This window comes from Variovorax sp. W2I14 (genome assembly GCF_050435205.1).
In the GTDB taxonomy this organism is placed as follows: domain Bacteria; phylum Pseudomonadota; class Gammaproteobacteria; order Burkholderiales; family Burkholderiaceae_C; genus Variovorax; species Variovorax paradoxus_C.
This window is the reverse complement of sequence record NZ_JBNDJX010000001.1, coordinates 4,153,936-4,167,453: the sequence shown is the minus strand read 5'-3', so window position 1 is coordinate 4,167,453 and position 13,518 is coordinate 4,153,936. Positions and strand designations below refer to the sequence as shown.

The window sequence follows — 13,518 nt, the reverse complement described above, 5'->3', positions numbered from 1 at the left end:
AAGGATTGATATGAAAAAGAATTTCCGGATATTGGCCATCGTTGCGCTCGGGGCCAGCCTCGTCGCCTGCAGCACGCCCAAGAGCGGTCGCGATGACGCGACGTACTACTACTCGAACAAGGGCGCGGCCGCGGTCGCCAAGGTGGAGCCGCCGCCTCCGGCAGCGGTGCAGAACGGCCCGGCCGGCGTGCCGAAGATCGTGTATTTCGACTTCGACAAATACAACATCCGTCCGCAGGACCAGCGGATCGTGGAAGCGCATGCGAGCTTCCTGAAGAACCGCTCGACGAGCCGCGTGGTCATCGAAGGCCACACCGACTCGCGCGGCGGCCGCGAATACAACCTCGCGCTGGGGCAGCGCCGTTCGGAGTCGGTGCAACGGGCGCTCACGCAGCTCGGCGTGCCGGCCGAGCGTGTCGAGGCCATCAGCTGGGGCATCGAAAAGCCCGCGTCCATGGAAACCACCGAGGAGGGCTACCAGCTCAATCGCCGCGCCGAGTTCAGCTACCGCTGAAACCGGAGCCCAAGCGATGACGTCGAAGGCAACAGTCTCCGGTCAGCGATTCCGTCGTTCTAGCAGCGAGAGCAGATAGATGACGGACGCGGCCGGTCTCCCGCACTCGATCGGGGCCGAATGATGTCCTTTTCAGACCAGCTCCACGCCTGCCACGAACGCCTAGCGTCGGTGTGCGCGGCGTTGCCTGCCCCCTACCCCGCGTTCACGCTGTTCTTCTCGGTGAGCGACGGTTCGCAGCGTGCGCACGTCGTGCATGCGCGGGCCGCCGAGTTCGAGACCGCATGGAGCGAAGGCGCCGACATCGTCGAGCGCTGGGTGCGCGACCACGGTGTGGTGTCGCCGTGGCTTCGCATCGACTGGGTCGAGGGCGCGAGCCCGATGGACTGGGCGCAGTTCAAGACCCAGCTCACCGCCGTCAAGCGCAACTACTTCCGTCTCGGCCTGGCGTTCGACAAAGACTTCGAGATCGCCTTCACCGAGCAGGAGCTCAATGCCAACGCGATGCTGGCGGGCGACTCGACCATTGCGCATGCGGTGATGAATCCGCGCAACTTCGAGGCCTACGGCCAGGCGCGTTTCCAGCGCACGCTCGCGCTCGACATGCCGACGGATCACCCGGTCTACCTGCTCGCGACCGTGGGCGTTTTCTGCCAGCCCGACGGCGTGGTGCACAAGCTCATCGGCACGGGGCTCGATGCGGGGCGCCGCCAGATGCCGGCGCTCAATCCGCAGTCGGCGATGGACCTCGTGCGCAGCGGCTCGGCCTACCTCGCGCGCCAGGTGCAGAGCGACGGGCTCTTCGTGTACGGCTACTTCCCGTGCTTCGACCGCCGCATCCCGACCTATGACGCGATGCGCCATGCAAGCGCGATCCACGCGATGCTCGAGGCGTGGGAGGTCACGCGCGACGAAACCCTGCGCTCGGCCATCGACCGCGCGCTCGACCATCTCACCAACTGGCTGATCCGCGACTACCAGCTCGCCGACGGCCGCGAGGTGGCTTTTCTTGTCGACACCGGCGGGGAGATCAAGCTCGGCGGCAACGCGGCCTGCGTGCTCGCGCTGGTGAAGTACTGCGAGCTCATGGACACGCGCCGCTGGCTGCCGCTCCTGGAAAAGCTGGCGCTGGGCATCGTGTCGCTGCAGGACCCGGCCACCGGCCGCTTCAACCATGTGCTGCACGCCACCGACCTGGCGGTGAAGCAGGCATCGCGCGTCATCTATTACGACGGCGAGGCGGCTTACGGTCTCATGCGCCTCTACGGCCTCACGCGCGATGCGCGCTGGCTGGCGGCGGTCGAGAAGGCCTTCGATCATTTCATCGCGAGCCAGCACTGGCAGGCGCACGACCACTGGTTGAGCTGCTGCGTCAACGAGCTCACGCACTGGAGCCCGCAGGAGAAGTACTTCCGCTTCGGGCTGCAGAACGTCGCGGGCTATCTCGACTTCGTGCTCGACCGCAAGACCACCTTTCCGACGCTGCTCGGGCTCATGCTCGCCGCGCAGCAGATGCTCCAGCGCCTGGAAAGCATGCCCGCGATGCGGCACCTGCTCGACGAGCTGGACACCGAGAAGTTCTACCGCGCGCTCGACTACCGCGCGCACTATCTCCTCAACGGTTTCTTCTGGCCGGAGATGGCGATGTACTTCCGGCGGCCGTCCACCGTCGTCGGCTCGTTCTTCATTCGCCACCACGCGTTTCGGGTGCGCATCGATGATGTCGAGCAGTACGTTTCGGGCTTCGCCTCGTACCATCGCTACCTCATCGAGCGCCGCGTGCCGCTGGGCGCGATGAGCGGCGCCGCCAGCAGCCCGCGCGACGACGGCGCGAGCTGGACCGCGAGCGAAATGGCGCGTGTGACCGGCGGCGAATGGGTGGTGCGCCCCGAAGACGGCTGGCGCGCGAGCGGCGTGACGCAGCGCTCCTTCATGCGCAAGGGCCGCGTGGTGTTCGAGAACCAGACGCGTCCGTCGAAGACGCCGCTCGCGGCCGTCACGCTCAAGGGCGTGCTGCAGCCGGCCGCGGCCGTGCTGTGCACCGACCCCAAGCCGCACCTGGACAAGCGCGTGCCGGTGCTCAAGGTGCCGAACGTGCTGCAGGCCGTGCTGCAACTGGGCGAGCATGCGCGCACCGAATTCACCGGCCGCGTCTGCGGCGTGCTGGGCCACGGCACGGGCAGCAGCACCGTGGCCGCGATGATGGCCGGCGCGCTCACCGTGTGGGGCGAGGTCGCCCAGCCCGAAGGCAACATCAGCCTGCCCTCGGGCATTGCGTGGAACCTCACCTGCATGCCGCGGCATGCGGCCTACTGGGTGCTGGAGATGGGCACCTCGCACATGCCCGCGTCGTCGCAACTCGTGCGGCCTTCGCTGGTGGTGGTGACCGGGCTCTCGGCCGCATCGCAGAAGCACCGGGGCCCCTCGGACGCCGCCGCGCGCATGGACGCCCGGATCTTCCAGGGCATGGCCGCCGGCGACAACGTGGTGCTCAACCGCGACATGCCCGAGTTCCCGATCTTCGCGGAAGCCGCGATGGCGCACCAACTGCAGATCGTGACCTACGGCGAACACGCGGACGCCGACGTGCGCCTCCTGGCCTTCGACCACGGCGAGGTGCAGGCGCAGGTGGCGGGCGAGCCCTTTCAATTGCGGCTCAATGCGCCGGGCCGCCACATGGGCGCCGCCGCCGTGGCCGCGCTCGGCGCGCTGCAGTCGCTGCGCCTGCCGCTGGCCGCGGCGGTCGAGCCCTTCGCGCACTTCGAGCCGCCGGGCGGACGCGGTGCGCTGCACACCATTCACATCGGCGGCGGAAGCTTCAAGCTGATCGATGAAACCTATGACGCCAACCCCAGCTCGATGCGGGCGGCGCTCGAATTGCTGTCACAAGCCCCCTGCGAACCTGCGCGACGTGTCGCCATCCTCGGCGACATGCAGGAGCTGGGTCCTGCGGCGCAACGCCATCACCTCGACCTGGAGGCAGAGTTGCTGGCGTCGCAGCCCGACCGGGTGCTGTTGTGCGGTCCGCTCATGCGGGCGCTGCACGCGAGCATTCGTACCAAGGTCCGTTCACATTGGTTCGTGGACGTGTCGGACCTGTCGACCGCATTGGGCGGTCTGCTGCAACCGGGCGACTGGGTGCTGGCCAAGAGTTCCGCGGGCGTCGGCCTGTCCCGGCTTGCCCGGGTTTTGAAAGCACTGCCATGAGATGGAACGCATTGATTCACATGCCCTACGAACGCGACGTGGAGGCGCCGCGGCGTTGGTGGCTCGGCTGGCTGCAACTGCTGTTCGCATGGGTGTTGTGCATGCTGTTGTGCGCCAACATCGCGTTGGTGCTGGCCGAGGGTTTGCCCGCAGTGCGAGGGGAGGCGACGGTGGACCGGCAGGCCGGCTGCACGGCCACGCAAACGTCGTCGCTGCGGAAGGCCGAACAAGAGACGAGACATGAGCAACGGGTCGACTCGACAAAGGCAAGCGTGCCTCGATGCTGAGGTGCACAAAGCGCGAATTTTTGCCTTGTAACAGTTGGGTAACAGTCGATAATGACGCACGCGTCATTGCACGACGGATCGGCCCTTTCTCATGATCAAGTTTCTCTTGCCCAGCCAACTGGTTGCCGAAACGCCGGACGAGCCGGGTGCCAGTCCTTACGCAAAGGCCCTGAACACGGCGTTCCGCGCGGCTTACCCGCTCGTGAAGAGCGCGGCATGGCGCTCGCTGCCCATCAGCCTGTTCGGGCTCTTGCCCTCCATCTTTCTCCTGCAGGTGTATGACCGCGTGCTCTCGCGCAGCGGCACCTCCACGCTCGCCGCGCTGGTGAGCGGCATCCTGTTCTTTTTGTGCATCGAGTTCTGGCTGCGTACGCGGCGCTCGCGCATGCTGCGCAACGCGGGCGCGATCATCGATCACGGTGTCTCGGGCGCGCTGCTGCAGTCGATGCTCGCGCGTCCGCTGCGCGCGCTCGAAGCGCGGCCGGCCTCGGTGTGGCAGCAGTACTTTCGCGACGTGGGCTCGGTGCGCGGCACCGTCACCGGCGGTCTCGCGCAATCGATCTTCGACCTGCCGATGGCCGTCTTCGCGCTCGTGGTGATCGGCATCGTCGCGCTGCCGGTGTTGCCGGTGGTGGCCGCATTCCTCGCGATCATGTCGTTCCTGGCCTGGTGGTGGGCCGACGAAGTGCGCGCCGGCCGCGTCGAGGAAGTGCAGCGCGGACGCGGCCTGGACCGCATGACTTCCGAGATCTGCAACGCGCGCGAAACGCTCAAGACGCAGGCCAACGACGGCCCCATCAGCGACATGTGGCGCCAGACGTACAACGCCTGGCTCACCGAGAGCTTCAGCAAGAACGGCCAGATCGAAACCGCGCGCGACGGCACCACGGTGTTGCTCACCGTTTTCTCGGTCGTCGTGGTGACCGTCGGCGCCATCTCCGTGATGGAGCAATGGATGACGGTGGGCGGCCTCGTGGCCTCCAACATGCTCGCGCTCAAGGCGCTGCAACCGGTGGCCGGGCTGGTGTCGAACTGGCGCTCGCTGGCCACCGCGAAGGAAGCCGCCAAGCGCCTGGAAACCGTGCTGGGCGAGCCGGTCGAGAAGCCGCCCACGGGCATGACCCTGCCGCAGCCGCTCGGCCGCATCACGCTCAAGGACGTGAGCTTCAGCTTCACCGAGACCGCGCAACAGCCGGTGCTCGAAAGCGTCGACCTCGACATCGGCCCGGGCGGACTGCATGTGATCGTCGGGCGCAACGGCGCGGGCAAGTCGACGCTGGTGAAGCTGCTCTCGGGCCTCTACACGCCCACGCGCGGCATCATCAGCATCGGCGAATACGACCTCTCGCAGTTCGGCCGCGAAGAGCTCTCGCGCTGGATCAGCTACCTCTCGCAAGAGGTCTACTGGTTCGGCGGCTCGCTGATCGACACCATGCGCCGCGCCGCGCCCGGCCAGAGCGATGAACAGATCGTCTCGGCCTGCAAACTCTCGGGCGCGCACGACTTCATCTCGCGGCTGCCCGACGGCTACCGCACCATGGTCGGCGAAGGCGGCACCGGCGTCTCGGTGGGCGAACGCCGCAAGCTCGCATTGGCCATGAGCTTCCTGCGCAAGCCCTCGGTGCTGGTGCTCGACGAACCCAGCAACGACCTGGATTTTCAGAGCGAGCGCAACCTGCTCGCCACGCTGCTGGCGGTGGCCAAGGTGCGCACCGTGGTGGTGGTCACGCACTCGCTGCGCATCGTCTCGGCCGCCTCGGCGGTCTATCACGTGACGGGCCAGGGCGACATCGAAGTGGGCACCGCCGCGGTCATGGTGCCCAAGCTCTTCGGCGTGAAGAAGCCGCTGGTGGCGGTGGGCGACGAAGACAACGCGGGGGCTCCGGCTTCCCGCTCCATGGCGTGATGCTGGCTGCTTGACTCATGACGAGTGATTGGGGACCGTGAACTTGAAATCAGACCTGCCGCAGATTCTTCAGGATGAAGAAACCAAGCGCGCGGCGCAGACCTCGCCGACAGGGCGGCGGCGCCAATGGATCATCGGCGGCGCGGTCGCCGTGCTGGCCCTGGTCGGCCTCGGCTTTCCGATGGAAACCGTGGTCGTCGCGCCGGGCCGCGTGATCCCCTCGGACCGCGTCAAGTCCATCCAGCATCTGGAAGGCGGCATCGTCAGCGCCGTGCTGGTGAAGGAGGGTGAATCGGTCAAGCAGGGGCAGTCGCTGGTCGAGATCGACCTGGGCGGCAGCGGCCTGAACTTCGAGGAACTCACCGCGCGCTACGCCGCCACGCAGGCCACGCGCGTGCGCCTCATGGCCGAGAGCCGCGGCCAGCCGCTCAGCCGTCAGTCCTTTGCCACCGACATCGACGAGAGCGTGTTCGAAGGCGAGCTGGGTGCCTACCAGGCGCGCGCCCTCGAGCAGCGCGGCGTGATGGCCGGCGCGGTGTCGGGCCTGGAGCAGGCGCGCAGCAAGCAACTGGAGCAACAGGCCAAGGTGAAGGGCCTGAGCGACCGGCTCGAGCTGATGCAGAAGGAGCTCGAGATCTCCGAGCAACTGTTCAGCGAGAAACTGGTCGGTCAGGTCGAAGTGCTGGAGAAGCGCCGCCAGGCCGAAGGCGTGCGCAGCGAACTCGCGGTCGCGCGCCAGGGCGTGATTTCCGCCAACGCCGCCATCACCGAATCGCAAGCCAAGATGGCCGAGGCCGAAGGGCGCTTTCGCCGCCGCGCCTCGGACGAACTGGCCACCGTCGAGCGCCAGTTCGCCAGCTTGAGCGAAGACCTCGCGCGCGCCCGCACGCAGCGTTCGCGCACCGTGGTGAAGGCGCCCTCGGACGGCATCGTCAAGGGCTTGCGCAACTCCAGTCCGGGCTGGGTGGTGAAGCCCGGCGAATCGATTCTCGAAGTGGTGCCCGACAAGGACGAGATCATGGTCGAGGCCCGGCTCAACCCGAACGACCGCGGCTTCGTCGAGATCGGCCAGTCGGCGCGCGTGAAGATCACCGCCTACGACTACCTGCGCTACGGTGCCGTCGAAGGCAAGGTGATGCTGGTGGCGGCCGATGCCGACCGCGACGCGGCCATCGCGCAAGGTGCGCCGTACTACCGCCTGCTGATCAGCATGTCGCAGTCGCACGTGGGCCGCGAAGAGAACCGCGTCACCGCCGGCATGGAGTCCGAAGTCGACCTGCGCGTGGGCACCGATCCGTTCATCTGGTACATCCTTCGTCCAGTGCTCAAGTTGCGGCGCGAAGCCTTCCGCGAACCATGAAGGAGCGCAACGCCACAAGCCGGCGCCGCACGGGCACCGGGGTGCTGTGCGCAGCACTCTGCGCGAGCTTCGCGCTGCCGCCGCAGGCCGCCTTTGCGCAGGACGCGGCAGGACAAGACGGCCCGCCGCTATCGCTTTCGTTCTCGCGCCGGCTCTCGACGCCCTCCATCGGCGCCGCGAGCTACGCCCAGCGCGTGAAGCAGGCGCTGATCGCGCTCTCGCAGGAATACCCCGAGGTGCAGACGGCCCAGGCCGCCGCCAACACCAGCAGCTACAGCGTCGACGCCGCCAAGCAGGCGCGCTACCCGCGCTTCAAGATCGGCACCTCCTCGGGCAACTACAACAGCGGCGCCGACAACGCCAAGACCCAGAGCTACACCGTGCTCACCGCCGAAGCGCGCGTGAGCCTGATCGACGGCGGCGCCATGAGCGCCGCGCAGCGCGCCGCCGAGGCCGGCAACAAGGCCGACGACGAAGCCGTCATCACCACCTCGCAGAAGGTGGTGCTGGATGCGCTCACCGCCTACCTCCAGGTGCAGCGCTTCGACCTGAAGAAGCAGATCGCGCATCGCGCCACCGAGGTGACGGCGGAGCTCTCGAAGGCGGAAGCGCGCCGCGTCGCGCTCGGCGTGTCCGGCGACAACGACCTCAACATGGCCGCCTCGCGCCGTGCGCTCGTGGCCGCGCGCGAGTCCGACTTCGAAGCACAGCGCGACGAGGCGCTCGCGAAGTTCCGCAACTACTTCAAGTTCACGCCCAACACCGAATCGCTGCCCGTGCTCGCGGCGCCTGCGCAGTGGCGCATCGGCTCGCAGGAAGAGGCGCTGCGCCGCGCCGAGAGCCGCAGCACCGAGATCGCCGAAGCGCAGGGCCGCATCGATCGCGCGAGAGCGCTGGTCGAACAGCAGGAGTCCAGCCTCTACCCGACGCTCGACGCCGTGGTCGTGAAGAGCAAGGACCCGCGCGGCGTGTCGCCGCAGGACCCGACGCGCGCGGCCTTCGAGCTCAACTGGAACTTCGGCAACGGCTTCGACCGCCAGCTGCGCCTGAAGGGCGCGCTCTCCGAAGTCGCCAACCAGGAAGCCAAGCTCGAAGGCGTGAGGAACAACCTGTTCGAACTCACCTCGGCGTCATGGGCCCGCACCGTGTCGGGACGCGAGCGCGAGAAGCAGTTGATGGAAGCCGTCAGCACCTCCGGCCAGGCCTTCCGCGGCCGCCGCCGCCTGATGGAGTTCGGCCGCGAGACGCTGCCCAAGGTGCTCGATGCGCAGCTGGACTACTACACGCTTCTCTTCGACTACGTCGACGGCGTCTTCGACCTGCGCATTTCCGAACTGCGCCTCGCGCGCACCACCGGTGAACTGCGCATCGATCCCGACGGCACCAACAACTGGATCGACCGCATCTTCGGCCCGCCGAACCGCTCGGTCATCACCGAGGATGGTCTGCTCTCGCAGATGTGCATCTCGAGCAATTCGGCCTGCCCCACAGAGCCCGTGGTCGAACGCTCGCCGGGTGCGGCAAGCGCCAACCTGCCGCTGCGCCGTACACCGCGCCTGACGCTCCGCTGAAGCTGTTGCCGTTCGTCCTGAGCTTGTCGAAGGATCGGGGACTGGCTTCGACAAGCTCAGCCCGAACGGTGGTGGAGGTGCCGAGAGAAGAGGAGCCATCCATTAGGCCCCGTTCGTCCTGAGCTTGTCGAAGGACTGGGCACCGCCCTCGGCAAGCCTCAAGTGTCTTCAGGAATGCCGGGTTCGCCGTCCAGGATCTGGTACTTGCGCATCTTTTCCCACAGCACCTTGCGGCTGATGCCCAGATGCTGCGCGGTGTCCTGGCGCTTCCAGTCGTTGACCTCCAGCGCCGCGATGATGCGGTTGCGCTCGCTGCTGTTCCAGCCTTTGCGATCGCCGTTGCTGTCGAGCGCGACACCGCCACCGCTGCCGCCCCCGCCATTCCTGTCGGCGGCGATCGCGGGCGCCGGCGTGCCGCGCGTGAGTGCGATGGCGCGCTGGATCAGGTTCTGGTCCCAGCCGCGCAGCTGCCGCGCGATCACGCCCACGCGCTCCGCGAGGTTCCGCAATTGCCGCACATTGCCGGGGAAGTAGGTTTCGGCGACCGCATCGCTGAGCCAGTGCGGCGTTTCGCCCAGCGTCTCGAGTTCGTCGCCGAGCACGTTGCCCAGCAGCGCCTTGAAGATCGCGATCTTGTCGACCTCGCCGCGCTCTTCGAGGCTCGGCACATGGAGCTCGATCACCGCGAGCCGATAGAAAAGGTCGGCGCGAAACTCGCCGCTCGCCACCATCTCGCGCAGGTTGCGGTTGGTCGCCGCCACGAGCCGGAAATCGACCCGAATCGGCGACGTGGCCCCGAGCCGCGTGACCGCGTTGTCTTCCAGCACGCGCAAGAGCTTCACCTGCTGGTAGCGCGGCAGGTCGCCGATTTCGTCGAGGAACAGCGTACCGCCCGTGGCCTGTTCGAAGTAGCCGCGGTGCGCATGCACGGCGCCGGTGAACGAGCCCTTGGTGTGGCCGAAGAACAGCGACTCGAAAAGCCCATCGGGAATCGCGCCGCAGTTCACCGCCACGAACGCGCCCTTGCTGTACGACTGGTGCCCGAGGTGCAGTTGCTGCGCAATGCGCTCCTTGCCCACGCCGGTTTCGCCGCGCACCAGCACCGGATGATTGCAGTCGGCAAAGGCGCCCACTTCGGAGAGCAGCGCCTTCATCGCTTCGGAGTGCGCCACCAGCACATCGGGCGCCTGCGGCGCGATCTCGCGCGCGCGCAGTTGCCGCACCAGCTTCGCGACCAGCGTGCGCAATTCGGCGCAGGTGAAGTCGTAGGGAAGGACGTGCAGGTACTCGGGCGGATAAGTCCGCGAATCGCGCTCGCGCGAACCCGCGGCCACCCAGATCACCGGCATGCCCTGGAGGAACTCGGTGGCGTGCGCGAGACCGCCGCTGTCGATGACCGTGACGCTGATGATCGCGACCGCAGGCCGCATCGCCACGCCGCGCTCCTGCTGCGGAGGCGGCAGCCCGTCAGCCCGTGTGACTTCCACGTCGAAGCTCGCCATGCACCGCGCGATGCGGTCAAGGATGTCGGCTTTGCCTTCCCAGACAAAGAGGTCGAGTTCGTCGAAATGGGTGGGGGAACTCATGTTGAAGAAATGCGCATATCAATAGACCAACTCAGCACCTCGGTTGCAGGAAAGGCGAGCTCCGATTTCCGCTTGAGCGAGATCGATGCCGAGCAGGTCGAGCAAAGTGTTGAGTGCAGGATCGAGCAGGGGAGCCAGGGCGTCTCGGATCAACGTCTGCAGGGTGTTCAGGAGATTGCTGATCAGGCTCAGGGTGCCGTTGAGCAAGCCGCCCAGAAGGCCGCTGGAATCGCTCGAATATGGCTTCAGTTGGATGCCGCCCAAGGTGGACTCCAAGCTCTGAACAAGCGATGTGGCGCTGATCGCCTTGAATGAGGGATCCGGCCCCACGCCATCGTAGGGCGCTGCATCGATGTCCGGGAGGTTTGCAGGCGCTGGGGCGACATACGTCAGCGGCGTGCCGCTGGCGCTACCGCCGACATTCGAATTCACGGCGAGCCCTAGCCCCGAGATGACGGTCTTCTTGGCGCTGGTGATGTCGGCGACATAACCACCGCTTGCGGTCTTCCATTTCTTTCCTCTGCAATCCAGCGACAGAAGACTGCAGCTGTCGAACTTGGCTTCGCGATACCCGATCTCGATGACACCCACTGGTTCTGCAATCGGTGGCAGCGAAGACGAGAACATGTTCGAGATCTTGCCGACGTTGAGGCGTGCAACGCTGGTGTTGGCCTGAACGTTCAGCGACTTGCTGTCTGTGGTGTTGCACGCGTGGCCGGTCACAAGAGCGGATCCGTTGCCCGAGCTGATACCGATGTCAATGGGCGCGGGGAGCGCCGCCGTGTAGATGACTTTCTGCGAAGGGCAGGTGGTGATTGCGCCGCAGCCAAGCAGGGTGCTAACCAAGTCGGTCACGAGCGTTCCGAGATTCAGCGTCGTGACGGTGTTCAGAAAGTTAATGATGGGCGAAAGGGCTGCAGTCGCCGCGGAAAGCAGATCGTTCAAGACGCCCGTAATGCCGCTCAAGTTCAGGGACATCAACAGGCGGACCTGCGCAGTCCGAACATAGATCTTGTTGGGATCGCTGACGCCGAGACTGGCATTGATAAGTGCAGGATTTCCGACCGCCGAAACCTGCGGCGGCTCGATGACTTGCAGCTTGGTCGTGACGCTTGCGACGCCTGGAACGGTGATCGGCACGGTGGCCGCGAGCCCGTTCTTGCCGTTCGCAACTTGGATCATGCCTTGTACGAGTTGGAAGAGTTGGAGGTCGGTGCTCAGGCCCGCTGCGTCCGTTCCGGTGGCAACGCCCAGCAGATCGCCGAGCTTGAGGGTGAACGGCGAGGCTTGAACGCTCACCAATACATCGCGTAATGCGAGCAACGCGATATTGGCTGTGTCTCCGCCGCGCTCCATGACCTTGATCATGGCCTGCAACAGGACGCCGGCGTCCACCTCGGTGTTGAGAACCTGATCGTAGTTGACTGCGCTGATGTTGAGGTCCAGCTTGAGCTGATCGAGGAAGCTGAGTAACTGGATATTGGTGTTGAGCAGACCTTGCCATCCGCCGGCCCGGACGGAGAGTGAGCCGCCCAGCAAACCGCCGAACACTGCATTCAGCAAGTCCGACTGCTCGGTGTCGATAGTCAGCAGTGTGCTACGAATGCTCAGGGAGGCAAGCGGCTGTCGTTGTGCCGCCAGTGCCTGAACCGTGATCGTGAAAGACTGGCCACCCGAAAGATTCGGGATGAGCAAGGCTGGTGTTCTTGAAAGCCTCACACGCACAGCGTTGAAGAACTGGCCCGCATTGGGGGCACCGAAATGCTGGGGTGCTTCCCGGGTCTGAGGATCCCAATTCCCACATTCGACATCCGCCGCCGCGAGAGGAGGCAGCATCGGTGGCATGTTCTGCGCGGCATTCGCGACTGCGGCGGTCCTGGCGTCGACGCAACTGAGTGGTAGCAAGGACTGAGCCCCGGAAAGTGCCGCAAGATCCGCGGTTTTCTGAAGCTCCCGCTTCATCAGCATCAGGTAGCCGATCTGAGTTCCGAGAAGCGTAATGACGATCAGACTCAGCGCAATGGTCGTGTTGATGAGGATGGAGCCGCGTGCGCGCCGACGCGGCCCCGGTGCTTGTCGGGCACCGCGGCGAAGGGAATTTTGGTGTGCTGAGTCCATGACGATAAACCCTCCTCAGGACCGAAGTGCGATGGTCGATCGGCTTCGTAGTTGGTTGGGTACCCAAGTGCTCAGGTCCAGCAACGGCATCGTCGGCAGCAGGCGGTTTTCGCTGTACGGATAACTCACGGTCACCACATAGCTCGCCGTGGCGCCGGCGCCGGCCGGCAATGCGGTCACCACTACCTTGGATTCGATCCAACTGCGCCGGGTCGCCACGCTGGCATTCGATGAAGCAGGAACCACGAGCGAGTTGGCCAGCGCGGCGTACACGGCATCCTTCACCCGCTGATCGTTGTTGGTGGGGGAGGTGACCAGGCCCGCGGCCCGTGCCCCCTCTTCCGCGGCGCGGGTGACCGCCTGCTGGGTATAGAAGACGGCGCCGAATGTCGCGATCCCGTACAGAAAACTGAAAAGCAGGACAAAGACGAGTGCGAACTCGATTGCAGCGACTCCGCGCTCCCTGCTTTTCATGCGGCCGGGGTTCATGGCGACTTTCCGTCCAGCAGCATGCTGGCCTTGCCGACGATGCTGTTCGGCAGCGCGAAATCGGGCAAGGGCGGTAACAGGCCGTGCATGTTCGAAGCGGTGACGGTAATCACCATCTGACAGCGGTCGTCCCAAGCCGGGCCGCAGGGCGGCGACCCGCAAACGTTGCTGACCACGCCGCACACAGTGGCGTCCACATCGCGCGTCACTACCGCCGGCAGCCATCCAATGGCCTGTACCGCGACGGCTTCCGCATGGGCTTCCCGGGCTGCAAGCGAAGGCTGATACCGCAGCGCCGCACGTGCTCCATCCTCCGCCGCGTTCTGCACCCCAAGCCTGAACGCGAAAAGGAGCCCGTAACAAATGATTCCGTAGAGCACCGCAAAGAAGATCAGGAACACCAACGCAAACTCGATTGCGTACGCGCCGCGCTGGAGGCGTGCTGCAGGGGAGGTGCCTGGGGCTTTCATAGCAATGTGC

At 65.9% G+C, this 13,518-nt stretch carries 10 protein-coding genes; 6 read left to right on the top strand and 4 right to left on the bottom strand.

Annotated elements, in window-relative coordinates; translation table 11 throughout:
• The first annotated feature begins 10 nt into the window (after positions 1-10).
• From pal to QF040_RS19615, 6 genes are all read left to right on the top strand, one after another.
• Positions 11-514: a peptidoglycan-associated lipoprotein Pal gene (pal, locus tag QF040_RS19640; protein ID WP_429612461.1), complete on the top strand. Its 504-nt coding sequence runs from the start codon at positions 11-13 to the stop codon at positions 512-514.
• A 120-nt stretch (positions 515-634) separates the two neighbouring features.
• Positions 635-3,721: a glutamate ligase domain-containing protein gene (locus QF040_RS19635; RefSeq protein ID WP_429612460.1), complete on the top strand. Its 3,087-nt coding sequence runs from the start codon at positions 635-637 to the stop codon at positions 3,719-3,721.
• A 20-nt stretch (positions 3,722-3,741) separates the two neighbouring features.
• The gene (locus QF040_RS19630; RefSeq protein WP_306882649.1) at positions 3,742-4,008 is read left to right on the top strand and encodes a hypothetical protein; all 267 of its coding nucleotides are present in this window, start codon (positions 3,742-3,744) and stop codon (positions 4,006-4,008) included.
• A gap of 91 nt (positions 4,009-4,099) precedes the next feature.
• Complete coding sequence (locus QF040_RS19625; RefSeq protein ID WP_429612459.1) at positions 4,100-5,914, top strand: peptidase domain-containing ABC transporter; 1,815 nt, start codon at positions 4,100-4,102, stop codon at positions 5,912-5,914.
• Positions 5,915-5,951: 37 nt separating this feature from the next.
• Positions 5,952-7,274, top strand: coding sequence for an HlyD family type I secretion periplasmic adaptor subunit (locus tag QF040_RS19620; RefSeq protein WP_429612458.1), 1,323 nt, complete (start codon positions 5,952-5,954; stop codon positions 7,272-7,274).
• A complete protein-coding gene (locus QF040_RS19615; RefSeq protein ID WP_429612457.1) occupies positions 7,271-8,845 on the top strand; it encodes a TolC family protein in 1,575 nt (524 codons plus the stop codon). Before QF040_RS19620 ends, QF040_RS19615 begins: the two co-directional genes overlap by 4 nt.
• Before the next feature lie 158 nt (positions 8,846-9,003).
• Here QF040_RS19615 and QF040_RS19610 read toward each other — a convergent pair whose 3' ends face one another.
• From QF040_RS19610 to QF040_RS19595, 4 genes are read right to left on the bottom strand one after another with little or no spacing between them, the layout of a single operon-like run.
• Positions 9,004-10,431: a sigma 54-interacting transcriptional regulator gene (locus tag QF040_RS19610; protein WP_429612456.1), complete on the bottom strand. Its 1,428-nt coding sequence runs from the start codon at positions 10,429-10,431 to the stop codon at positions 9,004-9,006.
• A gap of 18 nt (positions 10,432-10,449) precedes the next feature.
• Positions 10,450-12,549, bottom strand: coding sequence for a TadG family pilus assembly protein (locus QF040_RS19605; protein WP_429612455.1), 2,100 nt, complete (start codon positions 12,547-12,549; stop codon positions 10,450-10,452).
• A 15-nt stretch (positions 12,550-12,564) separates the two neighbouring features.
• Positions 12,565-13,038 carry a TadE/TadG family type IV pilus assembly protein gene (locus QF040_RS19600; RefSeq protein ID WP_429612454.1) on the bottom strand — a complete coding sequence of 158 codons (474 nt, stop codon included), beginning with the start codon at positions 13,036-13,038 and terminating at the stop codon, positions 12,565-12,567.
• On the bottom strand, positions 13,035-13,508 hold the full coding sequence (locus QF040_RS19595) for a TadE/TadG family type IV pilus assembly protein (RefSeq protein WP_429612453.1): 474 nt from the start codon (positions 13,506-13,508) through the stop codon (positions 13,035-13,037). The genes QF040_RS19600 and QF040_RS19595 overlap by 4 nt, the downstream gene beginning before the upstream one ends.
• Positions 13,509-13,518 lie beyond the last annotated feature (10 nt).

Excerpts from the sequence above, each read along its gene's own strand:
- pal (WP_429612461.1), top strand. The coding sequence starts at position 11 with ATGAAAAAGAATTTCCGGATATTGGCCATCGTTGCGCTCGGGGCCAGC.
- QF040_RS19600 (WP_429612454.1), bottom strand. The coding sequence starts at position 13,038 with ATGAACCCCGGCCGCATGAAAAGCAGGGAGCGCGGAGTCGCTGCAATC.
- QF040_RS19635 (WP_429612460.1), top strand. The coding sequence starts at position 635 with ATGATGTCCTTTTCAGACCAGCTCCACGCCTGCCACGAACGCCTAGCG.
- QF040_RS19630 (WP_306882649.1), top strand. The coding sequence starts at position 3,742 with ATGCCCTACGAACGCGACGTGGAGGCGCCGCGGCGTTGGTGGCTCGGC.
- QF040_RS19595 (WP_429612453.1), bottom strand. The coding sequence starts at position 13,508 with ATGAAAGCCCCAGGCACCTCCCCTGCAGCACGCCTCCAGCGCGGCGCG.
- QF040_RS19615 (WP_429612457.1), top strand. The coding sequence starts at position 7,271 with ATGAAGGAGCGCAACGCCACAAGCCGGCGCCGCACGGGCACCGGGGTG.
- QF040_RS19610 (WP_429612456.1), bottom strand. The coding sequence starts at position 10,431 with ATGAGTTCCCCCACCCATTTCGACGAACTCGACCTCTTTGTCTGGGAA.
- QF040_RS19605 (WP_429612455.1), bottom strand. The coding sequence starts at position 12,549 with ATGGACTCAGCACACCAAAATTCCCTTCGCCGCGGTGCCCGACAAGCA.
- QF040_RS19625 (WP_429612459.1), top strand. The coding sequence starts at position 4,100 with ATGATCAAGTTTCTCTTGCCCAGCCAACTGGTTGCCGAAACGCCGGAC.